The organism is Microbacterium sp. 22195 (assembly GCF_052056515.1).
Lineage (GTDB): Bacteria > Actinomycetota > Actinomycetes > Actinomycetales > Microbacteriaceae > Microbacterium.
Genome location: NZ_JBQEPE010000003.1, coordinates 163,246 through 183,381, shown reverse-complemented (window position 1 = coordinate 183,381; position 20,136 = coordinate 163,246). Strand labels below are relative to the sequence as shown.

Below are 20,136 nucleotides of genomic sequence, written 5' to 3'. Positions count from 1 at the left end.
GGAGCGGGCGGATCGTGCCGGATCTGTGACCCGGTCCCGCGGCCCCGTACGGTGGAGGAATGCCATCGCTCGATCCCGCCGTCGCCGAAGTCCGCCGCGCCGTGCGCGCGACCCTCGCCGCTCTGCAGGCCGGCCCCGTCGCCGTCGCGCTCTCCGGCGGCGCCGACTCGCTCGCGCTCACAGCGGCCACCGTCTTCGAGGCGCGGGCGCTCGGCATCCCGGTCACGGCCGCGATCGTCGATCACGGTCTGCAGCCCGGATCGGATGCGGTCGCCCAGCGCGCGGCCGAGCAGGCGCGGGAGCTCGGAGCGGATGCCCGGGTGCTGACCGTGACCGTGGATCAGCAGCATCCGGACGGCCCCGAGGCCGCCGCGCGTGCGGCCCGCTACGACGCCCTGCGGCAGTGCGCTGCGGAGCTCGAGGCGTCGGCCGTGCTGCTCGGGCACACCCTCGACGACCAGGCGGAGACCGTGCTGCTGGGTCTCGCCCGCGGGTCCGGGGCCGGCAGTCTGCAGGGCATGGCCCCGCTGCGAGAGGACGCCGACGGAACGCGGTGGGCGCGGCCCCTGCTCGGGGTGCGCCGTGCGACCACACGCGCGTTCTGCGCGGCATCTGCACTCGAGCCGTGGGACGACCCGCAGAACATCGAATCGCGCTTCGCCCGCGTTCGGGTGCGCGAACGCGTGCTGCCCGTGCTCGAGACCGAGCTCGGCCCCGGCATCGCCGAGGCGCTCGCCCGCACCGCGGAGCAGCTGCGCGAGGACGCCGAGGCCTTCGACGAGATGATTCACGAGACCATCGAGGACATCGTCGAGCACGCCGAGGCGGGCATCTCGGTGAGCGTCGCCGCTCTCGCGGCCAACCCCGCGGCGCTGCGCAACCGCATCATCCGGCTCGTCGTCGACAGCGAGTTCGGCGTCGGGCTGACCCGGGTGCAGACGCTCGAGGTCGCCCGGCTCGTGACCGACTGGTCGGGGCAGGGACCGATCGATCTGCCCGGATGTACGGCGAAGCGCGCCGGAGGACGGATCGTCTTCGCGGCGCGCTGAGGCGTGTCCGGCCCCTGAGTGAGGAGCGAAGCGACGAGACGAAGGGCGCTGCATTGAGGACTTCGTCTCGCTTCCCTCGCTGGCCCTTCGTCTCGCTGCGCTCGCTCAGGAGCCGGGTGTGATGAGCCCTACTTCTTGCCGAACAGGCCGCCGAGGATGTCGCCGATCACGTTGCCGCCGCCCTGGGCGCCGCTGGACGAGCCACCGCCGAGCAGGCCTCCGAGGCCGCCGAGGATGTCGCCGAGGCCACCGCCGCCCCCTGCCTGGGGCTCTGAGCTCGATGAAGAACCGCCGCCGAGCAGGCCGCCCAGGATGCTCCCGAGCCCGCCACCGCCGTTGCCGCCGGACGCGCCGGAGCCGCCCTTCGCGTTCGCGATCAGGCCCATGATGATCGGAGCGAGGATTGGCAGGAGCTTGCCGAAGTCGATGCCGCCCGCGGTCTTCTCCGACTTCGTCAGGCTCTCGGTGACCTCCTGCTGCTTGTCGCCGAACACGTGACCGAGGATCTTGCCGCCGTCGGCCTGATCCACGTCGTCGACCTTCGATGCGCCCGAGAAGCCGCCGTGGCGGTTCAGCGCGTCCTCGATGGCGGAGGAGCCCGCCGGCGTCGCGGCGTTCTGCGCCAGTCCGCCGACGATGGCGGCACTGCCCTCCTGAACGGCCTGACGGGCGACATCCGTGCTCACGCCGAACTTCTCGGCGATGTCGTCGATCGGCACCTGCTTGAGGATCTCGTCGAGGTCCATGTCTTCCTTCCCCGCGGGCGCCTGCCCGCTCCACCGCTCACAGTAGTGCGGTTGCCTCGTCCACAGGAGGCACGACCTAAAATCGATCCATGCGCGCAGCGGACATCTCTGAAGACCTCGCCCAGATCCTCGTCACCGAGGAGCAGATCCATGCGAAGCTCGACGAGCTCGCCGCCCGTGTGGCCATCGACTACGAGGGCAAGGACATCCTGCTCGTGGGCGTGCTCAAGGGCGCCGTGATGGTGATGGCCGATTTCGTCCGCGCGCTGCCGTTCCACGCCCCGATGGACTGGATGGCCGTGTCGAGCTACGGCGCGAGCACCAAGTCCAGCGGCGTCGTGCAGATCCGCAAGGACCTGGACACCGACCTGAATGGCAAGCACGTGCTGATCGTGGAGGACATCATCGACTCCGGCCTGACCCTGAGCTGGCTGCTGGAGAACTTCGCGTCGCGCGGTGCGGAATCGATCGAGGTGCTGGCGCTGCTGCGCAAGCCCGAGGCCGCCAAGGTCGAGATCGACTGCAAGTACGTCGGCTTCGACATCCCCACCGAGTTCGTCGTGGGCTACGGACTCGACTACGCGGAGCGCTACCGCAACCTGCGCGACGTCGCGGTGCTGGCGCCGCACGTCTACAGCTGAGGCGCCCGCTGGGTCCTGAACGCGTCGAAGTGCCGCATCCGGCGCCTCCAGAGGTCGCATGGCCGATTCACGGTACGCCGATGGTGAACGCACAGCAGTGCGCTAAGCCCCGGGCGGTACGCTGAACGGATCATGGATGTCAAGAAGGTCTCCCGCAACCCGCTGATCTACATCGTGCTGATCGGCGCGCTGCTCTTCGCCGGTTTCCTGCTGATCTCGAACCTGTCGGCCCCGACGCAGATCACGGTCACGCAGGGCCTCGATCTGCTCGGCGGCAAGACGGTCACGAAGGCCGTCAACACCGACGGCGACCAGCGGGTCGACCTCACTCTCTCCAAGCCCTTCCAGGGCTCCGAGAACGTGCAGTTCTACTACGTGGAGGCCCGCGCCGATCAGGTGGTCGAGGCCATCGACGGCGCCGACATCAAGGCCGCCGACGTGGTCGACGTCGTCCCGCGCGCCACCTGGTTCGACGGCTTCCTCTCGCTTCTGCTTCCCCTCGTGCTGCTGGGCCTGCTGTTCTGGTGGCTGCTGTCGTCCATGCAGGGCGGCGGCAGCAAGGTCATGCAGTTCGGCAAGTCCAAGGCCAAGCTCGTCAGCAAGGAGACCCCGACGGTCACCTTCGCCGACGTCGCCGGTGCGGACGAGGCCATCGAGGAGCTGCACGAGATCAAGGAGTTCCTGCAGGACCCCGCCAAGTTCCAGGCGATCGGCGCCCGCATCCCGAAGGGCGTGCTGCTGTACGGCCCTCCCGGAACCGGAAAGACCCTGCTCGCCCGCGCCGTCGCCGGTGAGGCGGGCGCGCCGTTCTACTCGATCTCGGGTTCCGACTTCGTCGAGATGTTCGTCGGTGTGGGTGCGTCCCGCGTGCGCGACCTCTTCAACCAGGCCAAGGAGAACGCTCCGGCGATCATCTTCATCGACGAGATCGACGCCGTCGGCCGCCACCGCGGCGCAGGCCTGGGCGGCGGCAACGACGAGCGCGAGCAGACGCTGAACCAGATGCTCGTCGAGATGGACGGCTTCGACCCGAACGCGAACGTGATCGTGATCGCGGCCACCAACCGCCCCGACATCCTCGACCCCGCACTTCTGCGCCCGGGCCGCTTCGACCGGCAGATCGGCGTGGACGCCCCCGACCTGAAGGGCCGCCAGAAGATCCTCGAGGTGCACGCCAAGGGCAAGCCGCTGTCGAAGTCGGTGGAGCTCGAGGTCGTGGCGCGCAAGACGCCGGGCTTCACGGGCGCCGATCTCGCGAACGTGCTCAACGAGGCCGCGCTTCTGACCGCGCGCTCGAACGCGCAGCTGATCGACAACCGTGCCCTCGACGAGGCCATCGACCGCGTGATCGCCGGCCCGCAGCGCCGCACCCGCGTGATGAAGGACCGCGAGAAGCTCATCACCGCGTACCACGAGGGCGGGCACGCCCTGGCTGCCGCGGCCATGAACCACACGGACCCGGTCACCAAGATCACGATCCTGCCCCGCGGCAAGGCCCTCGGCTACACGATGGTGCTCCCGCTCGACGACAAGTACTCCGTCACGCGCAATGAGCTGCAGGACCAGCTCACCTACGCGATGGGTGGACGCGTCGCCGAGGAGCTCGTGTTCCACGATCCGACCACCGGCGCCAGCAACGACATCGAGAAGGCCACGGGCATCGCCCGCAAGATGGTCATCGAATACGGCATGACCGCCGAGCTCGGCCCGGTCAAGCTCGGCTCCGAGGGCGGTGAACCCTTCGCGGGTCGCGACATGGGTCGCGGCCGCGAGTACTCCGAGACCATCGCGGAGCGCGTAGACGAGCAGGTGCGCGCGCTCATCGAACAGGCCCACAACGAGGCCTACCAGGTGCTCAGCGACAACCGCGACATCCTGGACCGCCTCGCCCTGGCGCTGCTCGAGGAGGAGACCCTCGACCACCACCGGATCGCCGAGATCTTCACCGACGTGCGCAAGCTGCCCGAGCGCCCGCAGTGGCTCTCCAGCACCGAGCGCCCGGTCTCGACGCTCCCTCCGATCGCCGTGCCCGTGCGCGAGCAGATCGCGGCCGACGCCCCGGCGCCGACGACCACGACGCGCACGGCGGGCCCGAAGCCCGCCGGCGGACAGGCGCGACCGGCGACGGCCTGACGTGGCTGTCGACAGGGAGCGGATCGAACGGCTCACCCGTGAGCTGCTCGAGGCGATCGGCGAGGACCCGGATCGCCCGGGGCTGAAGCAGACCCCGAGCAGGATGGCGGAGCTGTACGCGGAGCTGTTCGCGGGGGTGGACGAGGATCCTGCCGCGCACCTCGCGCGCACGATCAGCGTGACCCGGGGTCCCGCCCCGGACACGCTGCCCTCCGGTGCGGTGCTGCTGCGCGACATCCGCTTCCGCTCGGTCTGCGAGCACCATCTGCTGCCGTTCGCGGGCGTCGCGCACCTCGCGTACCTGCCGGGTGAGCAGGTCGTCGGTCTGGGCGCGCTGGTCAAGGTCGTCGAGACCCTCGCCTCCCGCCCGCAGGTGCAGGAGCGGCTGGGGGAGCAGATCGCGGATGCCATCGCCGAGCACCTCGACACCCGCGGCGTGCTCGTGGTGCTCGACGCCACGCACGGCTGCGTCACGATGCGCGGGGGACGGCAGCCGTTCGCTTCGACCGTCACGGTCGCCGCGCGCGGCGAGTTCACCGATCCCGTCGCCCGCACGGAGCTGATCACCCTCATCGGCGCCTCCGGCGCGGGGTCGCACGAGGCGCGCGCATGACCGGCATCTGGGGCATCCTCAACACCACGCCCGACTCCTTCAGCGACGGCGGACGTTATGTCGACCCGACCGCTGCGATCGAGCGCGCACGGCTCATGCACGCCCAGGGCGCGGCGATCATCGACGTCGGCGGCGAGTCGACCCGTCCCGGCGCGGTGCGCGTCGACCCCCAGATCGAGCGCGCGCGGGTGCTCCCCGTCATCGAGGCGCTCACCGAAGCGGGCATCCCGACCTCCATCGACACGCTCAACGCCGACACGGCCGTCGCGGCCGTGCGCGCGGGCAGCCGTATCGTGAACGACGTCTCCGGTGGTCTCGCTGACGAGCGGATGCTGGCCGCCGTAGCCGATCTGGGCGCCGACATCGCCATCGGCCATTGGCGCGGCCCGAGCGAGGACATGTACGCGCACGCCCAGTACGTGCGCGTGGCCCGCGAGGTCGCCGGCGAGTTGCGCGAGCGCACCGAGGCGGCGATGGCCGCGGGCATCGCCCCGGCGCGCATCATCGTCGATCCGGGCATCGGGTTCGCGAAGACCGCCGAGCAGAACTGGGAGGTGCTGCGCGGACTCGACGAGATCACGGCGCTCGGCCACCGGGTGCTCGTCGGAACCTCGCGCAAGCGCCTGTTGGCCGACGCACTGCACCGCGTGTCGGGGCCCGATCCGCTCAGCGAACGACGTCGCGACCTGGCGACCGCCGTCACCAGCGCGCTCGCCGCTCGGGCCGGTGCCTGGGCTGTGCGGGTTCACGACGTCGCCGCCACGAGGGACGCGCTGGCCATCGCCGGCGCCTGGGATGGAGCATGAGATGGACTTCCTCGACGAGATCCTGCTGACCGGTCTGACGGTTTTCGGCCACCACGGCGTGTTCGACTTCGAGCGTCGTGACGGCCAGGAGTTCACCATCGACCTGAAGCTCGGCCTGCCGCTGAAGGATGCCGCGGCATCCGACGACGTCGCCGACACCGTGCACTACGGCGAGCTCGCCGACAAGGTCGCCGCGATCGTCGCCGGCGAGCCCGTGAACCTGATCGAGACCCTCGCGCAGCGGATCGCGGATGCGGTGCTGGAGGACGGGCGCGTCAGGACCGTCACCGTCACCGTGCACAAGCCGCACGCGCCCATCGAGCAGACCTTCGCAGACGTGGCGATCACGATCCACCGGATGCAGGGGGCGTGACCGGCATGGACGTGCGCCTGACCCACCTTCCCGAGCCGCCGGACCCCCGCCCGGGTCGCGAGCCGCAGATCGCCGTCGTCGCCCTCGGGTCGAACGAGGGCGACCGGGGTGAGACGCTGCGCGCCGCGGCCGAGCGGCTGCGTCGTCTGCCGCTGGTCGACGACGTCGTGATGTCCGAGCCGATCGAGAGCATCGCCGTCAAGCCCGACGGGCCCGATCCGGATGCCCCGCGCTATCTCAACGCGGTGGCTCTCGTGACCACGCGACTGGCGCCGCAGGTGCTGCTGGGCATGATGCACGCCGTCGAGGAGGAGCAGGGACGGGTGCGTCTCGAGCGCTGGGGCGACCGCACACTCGACCTCGACCTGATCGCGTACGGCGACTTCCACAGCTCCGAGGAGCACCTTCAGGTGCCGCATCCCCGGGCGGCGGAGCGGCTGTTCGTGCTGGAGCCGTGGCTGAGCCTCGACCCGGATGCCGTGCTACCGGGCGCAGGACGCGTGGACGAGCTGGTGCACCGGTTGAAGGACGAGCGGTGAGACGCACTTCCCCCGGCGTGCTGATCGTGCTCGGGCTGCTGTCGGCCGCCGCGGGCTACGGCTTCGATCACGTGCTGACGATCACGGGCAACGCGACCTTCACGCCGACGATCTTCCTGCCGGTCCTGCTCGTGCTCCTCGGCGCGACCTGCCTGCTGCTGGCGTGGCCGGTGCGGCGCAGTGTGCGCAGCGGCGTCCGCATCGATCCCTTCCGCGCGGTGCGGGCGTCCATGCTCGCGCAGGCGTCGAGTCTGCTGGGCGCGATCCTCGCCGGCTTCGGCGCGGGCCTCCTCGCCTACCTCTCCACACGGCCGGTGCCCGCGCCGGTAGGGTCGACTGTGGCGATGGTCGCCCTGGTCGTCGGCGCGCTGGTGCTGAGCGGGGCGGCGCTGCTCGCCGAACAGTTCTGCACTCTGCCGAAGGATTCTGATGACCGAGAGCCCGACGACCCCGCCCCGTGATCCGCACGGATTCGAGCAGCCGACCCGGGCACCCGAATTCTCGACGCCGGTTCCTGAGCCGGGCCCACGCACCCCCGAGGCTCCGGCCGACGCGGAGCGGCGGTCGGAGGGGGGTGTGGGGATCGAAGGGCCCACGGCGCCGGTGCCGCCCGCCGCTCCGCCCGCAGCCCCCTCGGCTGCCGAGCCCGTCGCCGGGGCTCCGATCGCGCCGCCGGTGCTGGACCAGGGCACCTATCAGCAGCTGCGCACGCCGCGCAGCCCCGCCGCGCTCGCCCTGGACGGAACCTGGCATCAGATCTCCCCGCGCTACGTCGTCTCGGAGTACGTGCAGAACGCGATCCTCATCGCGCTGATCGTGGTCGCGGCGCTCGTCATCCACCTGGCGTTCGAGCAGGTCTGGGTGTGGATCCCCGCCGGACTCATGCTCGTCGTCACGCTGATCACGCTGATCATCCTGCCGCGCCAGGCCCGGGCGATGGGGTACATGCTGCGCGAGGACGACGTGGTGTTCCGCCGCGGCATCCTGTGGCAGCGGATGGTCGCCGTGCCCTACGGACGCATGCAGCTCGTCGACATCACGCAGGGCCCGCTGGACCGGGCGTTCGGCATCTCGCAGCTGAAGATGGTCACGGCCGCCGCGACCACCGGCGTGCAGATCCCCGGCCTGACGCAGGACGGCGCCGAGGCCCTGCGCGACACGCTCATCCAGGTGGCCGAGACGCGCAGGACCGGCCTGTGAGCACGCCCGCACCCTGGGGACCCGACCCCGCCGGCTCGCCGGTGGAGACACCGGCGGCGGTGCTGCCCGAGGGCGGCTCCTCGTCGCTCGCCGACGGCGAGTGGCACCGCATGCATCCGCTCACCCCGCTCTTCAAGGGCGGGCTGGTGCTGATCATCGTGGCCGGCATCGTGATCTCGAACCTGCGCGAGCGCCTGATCGGCTGGTTCGTGAGCCTGTTCGCGCCTGATGAGGCGCAGTACATGGATTACGGCGGCGACCCCGTCGACTGGGTGCTGGACAACAACCTCATCCTCGTGGTGCTGCTGGGCGTGCTGGCGCTGGCGGTCGTGCTGGTCCTGGTGTTCTGGATGTTCTGGCGGTTCCACCAGTTCCGCATCACGGGCGACCACGTCGAGGTGCGGAAGGGCATCGTGTTCCGCTCGCACCGTCGCGCCCCGCTCGACCGGGTTCAGGGTGTGAATCTCACCCGCCCGTTCCCCGCGCGCGTGATCGGGCTCGCCAAGCTCGAGGTGGTCGGCGCCGGAAACGACGCGAACGTCGAGCTCGAATACCTCGCCACCCCTCGCGCGGAGTCGATCCGCGCGGACATCCTGCGTCTGGCATCCGGTGCCCGCGCCGCTCGCGAGCACGGCCGGGCCGTCGCCGCGCCCGCCGGCGTGACCGCGCAGCTGGTCGGCTCGATGAACGCGGGCGTGAACGGGCTCATCCAGGGCGTCGATCTCGCCGACGTCGCCCCCGAGAGCGTGGTCAAGATCCCCACCGGCCGGCTGGTCGGCGCGCACCTGGTGCACTCCCTGCTGTGGCTGGTGTTCTTCGGCGCGATCATCGCGGTGTCGATGATCGGGATCCTGATCGGCGCCGTGCGCGACGGCGAGGCCGAGATCGGACTCATCGGACTGGGCGCCGGCTTCGCGATCGGCATCCCCATGGTGCTCGCGTTCGTCGCGGTGACCTGGTCGCAGATCTCCAAGTCGCTGCGGTACTCGATCGCGCCCACCCCCGACGGCGTGCGCATCACCTACGGTCTGCTGACGACGGTCACCGAGACGCTCCCTCCCGGCCGCATCTTCGCCGTCGAGGTCACGCAGTCGCTGCTGTGGCGCCCGTTCGGCTGGTGGGCGATCAAGATCAACCGCATGAGCGGCAAGAGCGCAGCGCAGCAGCAGAACGGCAACGCGCAGCAGTTCAACATCGTGCTGCCGGTCGGCAAGCGCGCCGACGTCGAGCGCGTGCTGGCGCTGATCCTTCCGGATGCCCCGCAGTCCGACATCCCGCTGGTGTGGGAGCACGGCATCCTGGGCCCCGTCGAGGGCGACCCGTACAAGACGATCCCGGCCCGCGCGTGGTGGCACCGGCCGCTGTCGTGGAAGCGGCACGGCTACACGGTGACCGAGTTCGGCGTGCTGCTGCGGCGCGGTGTGCTCTGGCGCAAGCTGGCAGTCTTCCCGCTGGCACGCCTGCAGGGCGTGTCGGTCTCGCAGGGGCCGCTCGACCGGCTTCAGGGCGTCTCGGGCGGGCAGGTGCACTCCGTCACCGGCCCCATCTCGGGCACGCTCTCGGGACTGGAGCGCGACGACGCGATCGCGCTGCTCGACGGCGTGAGCCGCGCGGCCGCGGCCGCCGCCGCCCGCGATCACTCGCACCGCTGGGGCTCGCACGGGAACGCGTCGGGCACCGCGGATGCCGGAGGTGCGGCGTCTTCGGGACCTGCGGAGGCCGCACCGTACAGCGCTCCGGCCGGCGGCTACGCGCCGATGCCGCCGAGCGCGCCGCCCGCGTTCTACGCCCCGCCCGCGTCCTACGCGCCGCCCGCCGACGCGCAGTTCCCCGTCGCGCCTCCGGTGCCACCGGCACCGCGTCCGGAGTGAGCATGAACCGCGACGGACGGCTCGGCATCGGCATCATCGGCGCCGGCAAGGTGGGTCCCGTGGTGGGCGCGGCCCTCGCCGGCGCCGGGCACGCGATCACCGGCATCACCTCCGGCTCGGACGACGACCGGGCGGCGGCCGTGCTGCCCGGGGCACCCGTGCTCGACGCCCTGGAGGTGGTGCGTCGCAGCGAGCTGGTCGTGATCGCGGTGCCGCACGATGAGCTCCCAGGGCTGGTGGCGGGCATCGCCGAGCTGGGCGGGTGGCAGATGGGGCAGCTCGTGCTGCACACGGATCCGTCCTACGGGATCGAGGTGCTGCGCCCGGCCGCCGAGCGCGGCGCCATCCCGCTGGCGGTGCACCCGGCGATCGCGTTCACCGGCACGACGATGGACCTGCGCCAGCTGCAGGCGGCGTTCGCCGCCGTGACCGCACCCGCCCCGGTGCTGCCGATCGCGCAGGCTCTCGCCGTCGAGATGGGCTGCGAGCCGGTCGTCATCGCCGAGCAGGATCGCGCCTCCTACGGGGAGGCCATCGCCACGGCATCCGAGTTCTCCCGCTCCATCGTCGGGCAGGCGACCTCGCTGCTGCGCGGCGTCGGCGTCGAGAACCCCGGGGGATACCTGTCGGCGCTGGTGTCGTCCACGGTCGAACAGGCGCTGCGCGAGGCATCCGGCCCGCTGGAACCGCCGCTTCTCTGACCTCAGCGACCGCCCGAGAAGCCGCCGCCGCCTCCGCCGCCGGAGAAGCCGCCGCCCGTCGATCCGCCGGACGAGCTGGACGCGGTGTAGGTCGCGGCGGAGCTCATCGACGTCGAGTAGTGCGCCAGGTGCGAGTGCAGCGAGACGCCGGCGGCGACGTCGACCCACCCGGGGCCGGTCCCGGACGCGGAGTAACTGGTCTCCAGCACCTTCGTCCAGCTCTTCTCCTCGCCGAGCAGCATGGCGTAGGGGAGCAGCTTCTCGTACAGGTGAACCACGTCCACCGTGCCGTCGGAGCGGCGCTCAGCGCCCCGGTAGGACTGCAGCATGCGGAGCCGGTCGGTCTCGGCCACGCGGATGAACTCCTTCACGCCCATCAGGTGCTCGTGGCGCAGCGCGCCCTCGTGCGTCATCACGGTGTGCCGGCTGAAGGCGACCAGGGAGCTGATCGCCACCACGACGCCCGCGGCGATGAGCGCGACGATGGACAGACCGAGCATCTCGCGGTCCTTCACCGCCGACCACGTCAGGAACGCGGCGGTCGCGATGAGCAGGGCGATGGATGCCCAGCCGAACGCCATCGCGGCGCGACTGCGTTCCTCGGTGAGCCAGCCGCTCTGCTTCGCCGCAGCGCGGCCCTTCTGCACCAGCTTCTCCATGCGCTTGGCGAACTTCGTGCTGGACTTCGGGATCCGTCGTACGGTCTCCTCGCCCGGGAACAGGGAGTCGACGGCCGCCCGATCGAGCGGCTGCGACGGGCGCGAACGATCGATCAGCCGCAACGACGGACGCCGCTTGGCATCCTGCTCCTCCTCCAGGCGCAGCACGCCCTGCACGGCCAGATGCACCATCTGCGCGGGGATCGGGTTCGGCGCCCCGGGGATCAGCGGCGCGGCGGCCAGCGGCGGCAGTTCCGCGGGCACGTCGAACTGGGCGACGATGATGCCGGTGGCCGTCTGCCGTCTCCGCTTGAGCGCCGCGGCCGAGAACCAGGCGCCGCTCGCGGTGGCGATCGCGGCGAGTCCGACGACGGCGGGCCCGAAATCGGCGACCGGATCGGGCATCCGCGCCTCGGGCTGGGTGACCGTGCCCGCCTCGAAGCCGATCGCGACCGTCACCCCGTCGCCGGCGGCGCGCTCGCCGGACTCCACCGTGAAGCTCGCGCCCCCGGCGGAGGGTTCGGGGCCGTCGAGCGTGCACGCGCCCTTCTGCCCGGTCGTGCCGCTGTAGCAGGCGGTGTCGCCGGTGAGCGCATCCGCCAGCGGCCGCGCGAAGGTGATCGTGGCGCGGAACCGGCCGATGGCCTGCGTGCTGTTGAGCGGCAGCAGGTTCCAGTAGAGCTCGTCGTTGCCGGACTTCGTGCCGTGGATCATGAAGTCGCGCATCGTCGACTCGATGACGTACGTGGTCGAGCCGTGCACGTAGTCGTCGTTCCCGGTCAGCACGAGGAGCATGCCGTCCTCGCTCTCGGTCTCGAACGGCACGTCGCGTCCGTCGGCATCCTTGACCGACAGGATGCGCAGGCTGAGCCCGGCACCCTCGTACCGCTCGGGATAGCCGCGGATGATGCCCTTGTTCTGGTCTGTCTGGGGGAACTCGGCCACCACGGTCTCGGTCACATGGGCGACCGCGTGGCCGTCGGCGTCGAGGGACACCCGGTAGTCGGAGGTCCACGAGGAGTACGAGAAGTCGTCGACGTCGGCCGAGGCGGCGGATGCCGGGAGAAGCACGGCGGCGACCATCCCGACGGCCAGGGTGAGCATCGCAAGGATGCGCCGGGCGGCGTGCGGCCGTGGACGGAGCAGGTGGGGTCGCATGCTCACGAGGCTATCCCGGCCCCCGCCGGAGTCTCAGGGAGGGCATCGGCTCGCCGGTAGACTTGTGGGGACTTTCTGCAAGGAGCCCCCACCCATGACTGACGCGTCTGCGCCGATCCCCTCGCCCGAGCTCGAAGAGGACATCTTCGAGCAGAAGGCCGTGCGTCTCGCCAAGCGCGACAAGCTGATCGCGAACCGGGCGGATGCCGGTGGCGGCGCGTTCCCGGTCGGGGTGCCGGTGACGCACCTCATCCCCGCGCTGCGTGCGCAGTACGGCGACCTGGAGCCCGGCGCCGAGACCGGTGAGATCGTCGGCGTGGCCGGACGCGTGGTGTTCAGCCGCAACACCGGAAAGCTCTGCTTCGCCACCCTGCAGGCCGGTGATGGCTCGCGCATCCAGGCGATGGTGTCCCTCGCGAACGTCGGCGAGGAGTCGCTGGCGGAGTGGAAGGAGCTCGTCGACCTGGGCGACCACGTGTTCGTGCACGGCGAGGTGATCTCGAGCCGCCGCGGCGAGCTGTCGATCATGGCCGATGACTGGGCGATCGCGTCGAAGGCGATCCTGCCGCTGCCCAACGTGTATGCGGAGCTGAACGAGGAGACGCGCGTGCGCAGCCGCTTCCTCGACCTGATCGTGCGCGACCAGGCTCGCACCACCGTGCGCGCCCGCGCCGCCGTGAACGCCAGCCTGCGCGCCACATTCACCAGCCATGACTACCTCGAGGTGGAGACGCCGATGCTGCAGGTGCAGCACGGCGGGGCATCCGCTCGTCCCTTCGTCACGCACTCCAACGCGTTCGACACCGAGCTGTACCTGCGCATCGCGCCGGAGCTGTATCTCAAGCGCGCCGTCGTCGGCGGCATCGAGCGGGTCTACGAGATCAACCGCAACTTCCGCAACGAGGGCGCCGACTCGACGCACTCCCCGGAGTTCGCGATGCTCGAGGCGTACCAGGCCTACGGCGACTACAACCAGATGGCCGAGCTGACTCAGGAGCTGGTGCAGAACGCGGCCATCGCGGTCGCCGGGTCCACCACGGTCACCTGGGCCGACGGCACCGAGTACGACCTGGGCGGCGAGTGGGACCGCATCTCGATGTACGACTCGCTGTCCGAGGTCTCCGGCCGCACGGTCACCCCGCAGGACTCCGTCGAGGACCTGATCGCCTTCGCGAACGAGAACGGCGTCGACATCCCGCCGCACGCCACGCACGGCAAGCTCGTCGAGGAGCTGTGGGAGCACTTCGTGAAGGGCGACCTGGTTCGCCCGACCTTCGTGATGGACTTCCCCGTCGACACCTCGCCGCTGGTGCGGGAGCACCGCTCGATCGCGGGCGTCGTGGAGAAGTGGGACCTGTACATCCGCGGGTTCGAGCTGGCCACAGGGTACTCCGAGCTGGTCGACCCGGTGATCCAGCGCGAGCGGTTCACTGAGCAGGCCAAGCTCGCCGCCCGCGGCGACGTCGAGGCCATGCCGATCGACGAGGAGTTCCTGCGCGCGCTCGAGCACGGCATGCCGCCGTCCGGGGGCATGGGCATGGGCATCGACCGTCTGCTGATGGCCGTCACGGGTCTCGGCATCCGCGAGACCATCCTCTTCCCGCTGGTGAAGTGATCCGCAGGAGGCCGTGATGTTCGGGATCGTCGATCTTGCCATCGCGGTGCTGCTGCTCGCCGCCGTGGTGGCGGGGTTCGGCGCCGGGCTGTTCTCGATACTCGGCGCGCTGTGCGGGCTGGTCGCGGGCGCGCTCGCCGTGCCGTTCGTGCTGCCGCTGATCGCGCGAGCGCTGCCGGAGAGCGAGTGGCAGGGGTTCATCATCGTCGCCGCGGCCGTGCTGCTGCTGGCTGTCGGCATGGGCATCGGGTCCGCGATCGGGGCGCTGCTGCGCCGCGGGGCTGACAGGTTGCGGTTGAAGTTCCTCGAGCGGATGCTGGGCGGCGTCGCCGCTCTGGTCGCCGGGGCGCTCGCGATCACGATGGCGGGTTCGGCGATCGCCTCGGCCGGCATCCCCGGACTGTCGCCCCTCGTCGCCTCGTCGACCGTGCTGCGGACGATCGAGCAGTACACCCCGGCACCGCTCGCGGAAGGTGCGGCCCGCCTGCGGGCGCTCGTCTTCGGCAGCGTGCCGCTGCCGACCGTCCACGGCTCGGCCAGTCCCGCGGCTCCGCCACCGGATCCGGGCGGCATCGACCTGTCGACGCCGGGGCTGAAGGCCGCGCAGGCCTCGGTCGCGAAGATCTCGGGTGTCGCCAGCCAGTGCAGCGTCATCTCCACCGGATCCGGTTTCGTGATCGCGCCCGACCGCATCATGACGAACGCGCATGTGGTCGCTGGCGTGACGTCGCCGGTCGTCGAGCTGCCGGGACAGCCGGCGCGCGACGGTCGCATCGTCTACTTCGACCCGGTCGACGACATCGCGGTGGTCGCGGCGGATGTCACAGCGAAGCCGCTCGGGCTCTCCGACGCCCTGGCACCGGGTGCCGGAGGCGCGGTGATGGGCTACCCGTTCGGAGGCCCCTTCCGGGTCGTCCCCGCAGGCGTGCTCTCGTCGTCGACCGCATCGATCCAGAGCATCGACGGCACCAGCAGCGATGAGCGCAGCATCTACGCGCTGCAGGCGCAGGTCGAGCCCGGCAACTCGGGCGGCCCGCTGCTCACCGAGGACGGGCAGGTCGCGGGTATGGTGTTCGCCAAGGACGAGGTCAAGCAGGGCGTCGGCTATGCGATGACGAACGCGGAGCTGCTGCCGGTCATCGCGCAGGCCGAGAGCTCGACGAAGGGCGTGGCGACGGGCTCCTGTCGGCGCTGATCCGCGCTCGGTCACCGGCGTCGTAGTACCCACTCGGGCAGCACGGCTGCGGACAGCATCGTCGAGATGAGGGATGCCATGCTGTGCCCTGGGTCGATCCGGAGCGCCTCATCGACGTAGACGCCGGCATGCGACGAGCGGCCGAGCGCCCAGGCGAGCCAGGCGGCGGCCGTCAAGGCGCCCGGCTTGGCCTGCCGGGGCGCCCGTGCGGCGACGAGGCGCACCAGCTCCAGCGCGCAGCCGAGCCGATCAGGGTCCGGCGGTGCGCCCCGGCCCAGGAACACCTCGCCGATCGTGCGGGGGATGTCTCCGCGCTGTCGGGAGAACTCCATCTGGGCCTCCAGCGCGCGGCATCCGAACTCCCGATCCGTCGCCCACTGCACCAGGACCGCGTCTCGCAGCGCGGGCCGGGCCAGACACCACAGCAGCGCCGCGCAGCCGTACGGGTCGTCGTCGGCCGGGCGTTCGATGAGCTCCTCCACGAACCCGGGCAGATCGTCGAGGACCTCCATGGCGGTGATGAGCGCGATCGGGTTCGCGTCACGCGCCGGCGACGTCGACGGTCGCCGATCCAGGAGCTCCTCCAGCTCGGCCAGGGCGCGACCGACCCGCTCTCGGTCGGCGAGGTCGCTGCCCGGCAGCTCGGCGCCCGCGAGCTGGTCGCCGCTGACGTCGCCGACGCCGGGTATCCCGTCACCGACCGGGATGCTCTCGAGCGGCCGGATCGTGGGGTCATCCTCCCGGTAGTCGCCCCAGCCGTCCGGGGTCACGCACAGCGCGTCGACCAGGTGCAGGCCGGCCTCCAGGATCACGTCACCCAGGGCCTCGGCGAGGACGAGGTGCGGCAGGAGCACGCCGTCGGGGACCGGAAGCGGGTGGTCGTCGGTGTACACCACCAGCGCGGCGGCATCGACGCCGCTGACCTGCAGGAGTGCATGCACTGCGGCATCCGCGAACGCCTCGGGGTCGGCATCCGGTGCGGGCAGGTCGACCCGCAGTGCGCCGTGCGTGCGCGTACCGCGGAACGGCAAAAGCACGACGCTGCACCGCGGTGTGAAGCCGGCCAGCGCCGGGACGATGCCGAGCAGCTCGGCGGGTTCGGTGGCATGGATGATCGTGGTCATGCGGTGAGTGTGCCCGCCACGCACCCACGTTCGTCCTGGCCGGATCCGCGTGATCCTCGGCATCCGTGCAGAACTGATCCACGATCACGGGCTGTGCAGGGAGAACGGGCTGACCGGGGAGATCGATAGGAACTCCGCGTACGATGGAGGGGTGGACGACATGTGGATGGCAGTGGGGTGGGCCATTCTGCCGACCCTCGCGGTGAGCGCGGTGTTCGTGATCGTGCTCCGCGGCATCCTGCGATTCGATCGCACCGAGCGCAAGGTGCACGCCCGGATCGAGGCCGAGGAGCGCGCCGCGCGCGGACTCCCGCCCAAGGCATCCTGACCGCCTCGCCCCGCTGAACGCGGCATCCGCGGCTTCTGTCCCCGTCTGCGGCTACTCTGATCCAGAGTGATCAGTGCCGTGACGGAGGGGGGCTCGGTGTTCGACGTCAACAACTGGCCCTGGTGGGCCGTGCTCGGCTATCTCGTCATCGACATCACCGTGCGCGTCGTGTCGATCATCGTCGTGCCCCGCAACCGGCGTCCGACCTCGGCCATGGCCTGGCTGCTGGCGATCTTCCTCATCCCGGTCGTGGGGGTGCTGCTCTTCCTGCTCATCGGCAACCCCAAGCTGCCGCGCGCGCGACGCCGCAAGCAGGAGCAGGTCAACGAGTACATCGCCGAGGCCGCCAGCCACCTGAACTTCGGCTCGCTGCGCCCGAACGCGCCGGAATGGTTCCCGCCGCTCGTCGCGATGAACCAGCACCTGGGCGCCCTGCCGCTGTCCGGCGGCAATGAGGCGCACCTGATCAGCGAGTACCAGCAGTCCCTCGACGACATGGCCGACGCGATGCGGGCGGCCGAGCACTACGTGCACGTGGAGTTCTACATCCTGCAGAGCGACGCCTCGACGGACAACTTCTTCCGAGCCATGGAGGAGGTCGCGGCCCGCGGCATCCCCGTGCGCGTGCTGCTGGACTACTGGGCCAACCGCTGGAAGCCGAAGTACCGCGAGACGCTGAAGCGCCTCGACGCGATGGGCGCGGACTGGCACCTGATGCTGCCCGTGCAGCCGCTGCGCGGCCGCATCCAGCGCCCCGATCTGCGCAATCACCGCAAGCTCCTCGTGGTGGACGGATCCGTGGGCTTCCTGGGCTCGCAGAACGTCACCGACTCCTCGTACAACCTGCCCAAGAACATCAAGCGCGGGCTGCACTGGGTCGACCTGATGGTGCGGGTGAAGGGCCCGGTCGTGGCCAGCCTGAACGCCGTGTTCCTGTCCGACTACTACGCCGAGACCGACCGGGTGCCGGATGCCGGTGAGCTCACGCGCGTGGAGCACGGCGCCGGCGAGCTGGGCTGCCAGATCGTGCCGTCCGGGCCTGGATTCGAGGTGGAGAACAACCTGCGGCTGTTCCTTGCGCTGCTGTATGCGGCGAAGGAGCGGATCATGATCGTGAGCCCGTACTTCGTCCCCGACGAGGCGCTGCTGCTGGCCGTGACGGCAGCCGTCGACCGCGGCGTGCAGGTGGAGTTGTTCGTCTCGGAGGAGGGCGACCAGGCCGTCGTCTACCACGCGCAGCGCAGCTACTACGAGGCGCTGCTGCGCGCCGGCATCCGCATCTGGATGTACCCGAAACCGTACATCCTGCACACCAAGAGCCTCACGATCGACGACCAGGTCGCCGTGATCGGCTCGAGCAACATGGACATGCGCTCCTTCGGTCTGAACATGGAGGTGTCCATGCTGGTGCGCGGCGAGGAGTTCGTCGACGAGGTGCGTGTCGTCGAGGACGAGTACCGGTCGCTCAGCCGCGAGCTGACGCTGGAGGAGTGGGACAGGCAGCCGCTGCGATCCACGGTGCTCGACAACCTCGCGCGTCTCACCTCTGCGCTGCAATAGAGCGGTTGTGAGACGGATGTCCGTCCGGCGACACTGGGAGGTATGAGCCTCCCCCGACTCCGCCTGATCCCGTCCGCGCTCGCCCTCGCCGCCGTGGCACTTCTCGCTGCCGGCTGCACGACGACCCCGGCATCGCCTGCGCCCACCAGCACGGGCGGGGCGGATGCAACCGCTCCGTCGCAGCCGAAGGAGCCCAGCGGCGACGACATCGAGGCGGCGTGGCTCGCCGGGGGCGCGTCGATCGGCATCGTCACCTGGGGCTCGTCCTCGAGGGACTGCCAGCCGGCGCAGGCCGATGTGAAGGCGGACGGACAGACCCTCGAGGTCACGCTGACGGATCGTGCCGACGGCCGGAAGCCCTGCACCGCCGACTTCGGGCCTCGCGCGATCGCGTTCCCCGTCCCCAGCGGCGTCGATGTCACGCAGGATGTCGAGGTGAACGTCACCTACGGGAAGCTGAAGGCGGATGCCGACCTGGACGGGCTCCCGGCTGCGCCGGCCGATCCTGGGATGGGGCAGCCCTCGGCCGGCTGGTTCGACGATCAGGGCATCCTGCTGATGACGTACGGCTCGTCGTCCTGCCCGCCGGTGGTGCAGGACGTGACGATGGCGGATGCGGGTGCCACCGTGACCTTCGCGACCGTCGACCGCGTCTGCACCATGGACCTGGCACCTCGCGTCACCGTGATCCAGCTCCCGCAGGAGCCGAAGGGCGACCGCGCCTTCACCCTGACACTCTCCGGCGACCACCTCGACGGAGAGGTCCCCGTCATCGGCTGAGCCGCCGGCTCAGAAGTTCGAGACGTCGTGTCCCTTCGGCAGCACGATGCTGAGGCCGCCCTGCTCGATGCGGCACGACATCCGCACGGCGGTGCCCAGCTCGTCGCCGTCCAGCTCGATCGAGGTGGGGGAGACCATGGCGGTGTCGGCCGTCCGTCCGCGCAGGTAGCGGATGGAGGAGTTCCGCCCGCGGCGTTCCAGCACCCGGCGCCCGGCACGCGAGCGGCGCAGCACCGAGTTGTCCCACCACACCTTCCGCCAGATGCCCAGCCATCCGAGTGGTCCGGTGGGCTGGATGACAGCGATGTCCATCGTGCCGTCGTCGAGCGAGGCATCCGGCATCAGCGCGATGCCCGCGGGCAGCGCGCCGCAGTTGGCGAACAGCATGCTGTGCACCTTCGTGGAGTGCAGGCGGCCGTCGTCGAGCTGATACACGACGCGGAAGGGCTTCGCGCCCGGGAGCGAGCGCGCCGCACCGTCGAGGTAGGCGATCCAGCCGACGGTCTTCTTCAGATCCGGGCGGGTGTTGGCGATCATGTCGGCGTCCAGGCCCATGCCCGCGAGCACGACGAATCCGTGCTCGGTCTCGGAGCCGTCCTCGCGGGTGAGCGACGCCCAGCCGATGTCCACCGGATGCGTGAAGCCGGTGAACACGGCATCCATGACCTTCTCGGGGTCGAGCAGCGGCAGCCCGAGATTGCGCGCGAAGAGGTTGCCCGTGCCGCCCGGGACGATCGCGAACGGCACGCCCGTGCCCGCCATCGCCTCGGACACCGAGCGCACCGTGCCGTCGCCGCCGGCGGCGAGCACTGCGGCCGCGCCCTCGTCGAGCGCGGTGCGGGTGATGATCCGGCCGGGGTCGTCGATGCTGGTCTCGTAGAACCGCGGCGGGGCCCAGCCGTGCTTCTTCGACAGTGCCGTCAGCGTCGACCGCAGCCGCCTGGCGTCGACCTTGACGGGGTTGAGGACGAGCGCCGCGTGCGTGCGCTCGTTCCCGGATGCCGACATGTCGCAACTCTACGGCTCAACACGATCACGGGCGCAC

General features: G+C 70.7%; 20 protein-coding genes. 16 read left to right on the top strand and 4 right to left on the bottom strand.

Translation table 11 applies throughout. The features are described from left to right. The first annotated feature begins 59 nt into the window (after nucleotides 1-59). Nucleotides 60-1,049 (top strand): tRNA lysidine(34) synthetase TilS, encoded by a 990-nt coding sequence (gene tilS, locus ACTJJ4_RS11440; protein ID WP_440943425.1) that lies wholly within the window; start codon nucleotides 60-62, stop codon nucleotides 1,047-1,049. Between the two features lie 128 nt (nucleotides 1,050-1,177). Here the strand turns inward: tilS and ACTJJ4_RS11435 are convergent, their stop codons facing one another. Further along, the gene (locus ACTJJ4_RS11435; protein ID WP_440943424.1) at nucleotides 1,178-1,795 is read right to left on the bottom strand and encodes a DUF937 domain-containing protein; all 618 of its coding nucleotides are present in this window, start codon (nucleotides 1,793-1,795) and stop codon (nucleotides 1,178-1,180) included. A gap of 89 nt (nucleotides 1,796-1,884) precedes the next feature. Between ACTJJ4_RS11435 and hpt the strand changes: the two genes are divergently transcribed. From hpt to ACTJJ4_RS11385, 10 genes are all read left to right on the top strand, one after another. After that, nucleotides 1,885-2,436, top strand: a complete 552-nt coding sequence (hpt, locus tag ACTJJ4_RS11430; protein WP_440943423.1) for a hypoxanthine phosphoribosyltransferase — start codon at nucleotides 1,885-1,887, stop codon at nucleotides 2,434-2,436. Between the two features lie 132 nt (nucleotides 2,437-2,568). Then, a complete protein-coding gene (gene ftsH, locus ACTJJ4_RS11425; RefSeq protein WP_440943422.1) occupies nucleotides 2,569-4,569 on the top strand; it encodes an ATP-dependent zinc metalloprotease FtsH in 2,001 nt (666 codons plus the stop codon). A 1-nt stretch (nucleotide 4,570) separates the two neighbouring features. Further along, nucleotides 4,571-5,182, top strand: coding sequence for a GTP cyclohydrolase I (gene folE, locus ACTJJ4_RS11420; protein ID WP_292697524.1), 612 nt, complete (start codon nucleotides 4,571-4,573; stop codon nucleotides 5,180-5,182). Then, nucleotides 5,179-5,988 (top strand): dihydropteroate synthase, encoded by an 810-nt coding sequence (folP, locus tag ACTJJ4_RS11415; protein WP_440943421.1) that lies wholly within the window; start codon nucleotides 5,179-5,181, stop codon nucleotides 5,986-5,988. The genes folE and folP overlap by 4 nt, the downstream gene beginning before the upstream one ends. Before the next feature lies 1 nt (nucleotide 5,989). Further along, on the top strand, nucleotides 5,990-6,361 hold the full coding sequence (gene folB / locus ACTJJ4_RS11410; RefSeq protein ID WP_440943420.1) for a dihydroneopterin aldolase: 372 nt from the start codon (nucleotides 5,990-5,992) through the stop codon (nucleotides 6,359-6,361). Between the two features lie 5 nt (nucleotides 6,362-6,366). Then, nucleotides 6,367-6,900, top strand: a complete 534-nt coding sequence (gene folK / locus ACTJJ4_RS11405; protein ID WP_440943653.1) for a 2-amino-4-hydroxy-6-hydroxymethyldihydropteridine diphosphokinase — start codon at nucleotides 6,367-6,369, stop codon at nucleotides 6,898-6,900. Continuing rightward, on the top strand, nucleotides 6,897-7,361 hold the full coding sequence (locus tag ACTJJ4_RS11400; RefSeq protein WP_440943419.1) for a DUF3180 domain-containing protein: 465 nt from the start codon (nucleotides 6,897-6,899) through the stop codon (nucleotides 7,359-7,361). Before folK ends, ACTJJ4_RS11400 begins: the two co-directional genes overlap by 4 nt. Before the next feature lie 121 nt (nucleotides 7,362-7,482). Then, nucleotides 7,483-8,100 carry a PH domain-containing protein gene (locus ACTJJ4_RS11395; protein ID WP_440943652.1) on the top strand — a complete coding sequence of 206 codons (618 nt, stop codon included), beginning with the start codon at nucleotides 7,483-7,485 and terminating at the stop codon, nucleotides 8,098-8,100. Continuing rightward, a complete protein-coding gene (locus ACTJJ4_RS11390) occupies nucleotides 8,097-9,971 on the top strand; it encodes a PH domain-containing protein (protein WP_440943418.1) in 1,875 nt (624 codons plus the stop codon). The genes ACTJJ4_RS11395 and ACTJJ4_RS11390 overlap by 4 nt, the downstream gene beginning before the upstream one ends. 2 nt (nucleotides 9,972-9,973) lie before the next feature. Then, nucleotides 9,974-10,672, top strand: coding sequence for a DUF2520 domain-containing protein (locus ACTJJ4_RS11385; RefSeq protein ID WP_440943417.1), 699 nt, complete (start codon nucleotides 9,974-9,976; stop codon nucleotides 10,670-10,672). Between the two features lie 2 nt (nucleotides 10,673-10,674). Here the strand turns inward: ACTJJ4_RS11385 and ACTJJ4_RS11380 are convergent, their stop codons facing one another. After that, on the bottom strand, nucleotides 10,675-12,489 hold the full coding sequence (locus ACTJJ4_RS11380) for a DUF2207 domain-containing protein (RefSeq protein ID WP_440943416.1): 1,815 nt from the start codon (nucleotides 12,487-12,489) through the stop codon (nucleotides 10,675-10,677). 94 nt (nucleotides 12,490-12,583) lie between these two features. Between ACTJJ4_RS11380 and lysS the strand changes: the two genes are divergently transcribed. Beyond that, nucleotides 12,584-14,104, top strand: coding sequence for a lysine--tRNA ligase (gene lysS, locus ACTJJ4_RS11375; RefSeq protein WP_440943415.1), 1,521 nt, complete (start codon nucleotides 12,584-12,586; stop codon nucleotides 14,102-14,104). A gap of 16 nt (nucleotides 14,105-14,120) precedes the next feature. Continuing rightward, nucleotides 14,121-15,299: a MarP family serine protease gene (locus tag ACTJJ4_RS11370; protein ID WP_440943414.1), complete on the top strand. Its 1,179-nt coding sequence runs from the start codon at nucleotides 14,121-14,123 to the stop codon at nucleotides 15,297-15,299. Between the two features lie 11 nt (nucleotides 15,300-15,310). Here the strand turns inward: ACTJJ4_RS11370 and ACTJJ4_RS11365 are convergent, their stop codons facing one another. Continuing rightward, nucleotides 15,311-16,423 (bottom strand): DUF4192 family protein, encoded by a 1,113-nt coding sequence (locus ACTJJ4_RS11365; protein ID WP_440943413.1) that lies wholly within the window; start codon nucleotides 16,421-16,423, stop codon nucleotides 15,311-15,313. Between the two features lie 151 nt (nucleotides 16,424-16,574). Here ACTJJ4_RS11365 and ACTJJ4_RS11360 point away from each other — a divergent pair, with 151 nt between their 5' ends. The 3 genes from ACTJJ4_RS11360 to ACTJJ4_RS11350 all read left to right on the top strand — a co-directional run bounded on the left by ACTJJ4_RS11360 (nucleotide 16,575) and on the right by ACTJJ4_RS11350 (nucleotide 19,091). Beyond that, nucleotides 16,575-16,751: a hypothetical protein gene (locus ACTJJ4_RS11360; RefSeq protein WP_440943657.1), complete on the top strand. Its 177-nt coding sequence runs from the start codon at nucleotides 16,575-16,577 to the stop codon at nucleotides 16,749-16,751. 96 nt (nucleotides 16,752-16,847) lie between these two features. Further along, a complete protein-coding gene (gene cls, locus ACTJJ4_RS11355; RefSeq protein ID WP_440943651.1) occupies nucleotides 16,848-18,311 on the top strand; it encodes a cardiolipin synthase in 1,464 nt (487 codons plus the stop codon). A gap of 42 nt (nucleotides 18,312-18,353) precedes the next feature. Next, on the top strand, nucleotides 18,354-19,091 hold the full coding sequence (locus tag ACTJJ4_RS11350; RefSeq protein ID WP_440943412.1) for a hypothetical protein: 738 nt from the start codon (nucleotides 18,354-18,356) through the stop codon (nucleotides 19,089-19,091). Between the two features lie 9 nt (nucleotides 19,092-19,100). Here the strand turns inward: ACTJJ4_RS11350 and ACTJJ4_RS11345 are convergent, their stop codons facing one another. Continuing rightward, nucleotides 19,101-20,099, bottom strand: a complete 999-nt coding sequence (locus tag ACTJJ4_RS11345) for a diacylglycerol/lipid kinase family protein (RefSeq protein WP_440943411.1) — start codon at nucleotides 20,097-20,099, stop codon at nucleotides 19,101-19,103. Nucleotides 20,100-20,136: the final 37 nt, after the last annotated feature.

Bases quoted from the DNA above. Each gene is read 5' to 3' on its own strand.
- tilS (WP_440943425.1), top strand. From the start codon at position 60: ATGCCATCGCTCGATCCCGCCGTCGCCGAAGTCCGCCGCGCCGTGCGC.
- ACTJJ4_RS11435 (WP_440943424.1), bottom strand. From the start codon at position 1,795: ATGGACCTCGACGAGATCCTCAAGCAGGTGCCGATCGACGACATCGCC.
- hpt (WP_440943423.1), top strand. From the start codon at position 1,885: ATGCGCGCAGCGGACATCTCTGAAGACCTCGCCCAGATCCTCGTCACC.
- ftsH (WP_440943422.1), top strand. From the start codon at position 2,569: ATGGATGTCAAGAAGGTCTCCCGCAACCCGCTGATCTACATCGTGCTG.
- folP (WP_440943421.1), top strand. From the start codon at position 5,179: ATGACCGGCATCTGGGGCATCCTCAACACCACGCCCGACTCCTTCAGC.
- folB (WP_440943420.1), top strand. From the start codon at position 5,990: ATGGACTTCCTCGACGAGATCCTGCTGACCGGTCTGACGGTTTTCGGC.
- folK (WP_440943653.1), top strand. From the start codon at position 6,367: ATGGACGTGCGCCTGACCCACCTTCCCGAGCCGCCGGACCCCCGCCCG.
- ACTJJ4_RS11385 (WP_440943417.1), top strand. From the start codon at position 9,974: ATGAACCGCGACGGACGGCTCGGCATCGGCATCATCGGCGCCGGCAAG.
- ACTJJ4_RS11380 (WP_440943416.1), bottom strand. From the start codon at position 12,489: ATGCGACCCCACCTGCTCCGTCCACGGCCGCACGCCGCCCGGCGCATC.
- lysS (WP_440943415.1), top strand. From the start codon at position 12,584: ATGACTGACGCGTCTGCGCCGATCCCCTCGCCCGAGCTCGAAGAGGAC.
- ACTJJ4_RS11370 (WP_440943414.1), top strand. From the start codon at position 14,121: ATGTTCGGGATCGTCGATCTTGCCATCGCGGTGCTGCTGCTCGCCGCC.
- ACTJJ4_RS11365 (WP_440943413.1), bottom strand. From the start codon at position 16,423: ATGACCACGATCATCCATGCCACCGAACCCGCCGAGCTGCTCGGCATC.
- ACTJJ4_RS11350 (WP_440943412.1), top strand. From the start codon at position 18,354: ATGAGCCTCCCCCGACTCCGCCTGATCCCGTCCGCGCTCGCCCTCGCC.
- ACTJJ4_RS11345 (WP_440943411.1), bottom strand. From the start codon at position 20,099: ATGTCGGCATCCGGGAACGAGCGCACGCACGCGGCGCTCGTCCTCAAC.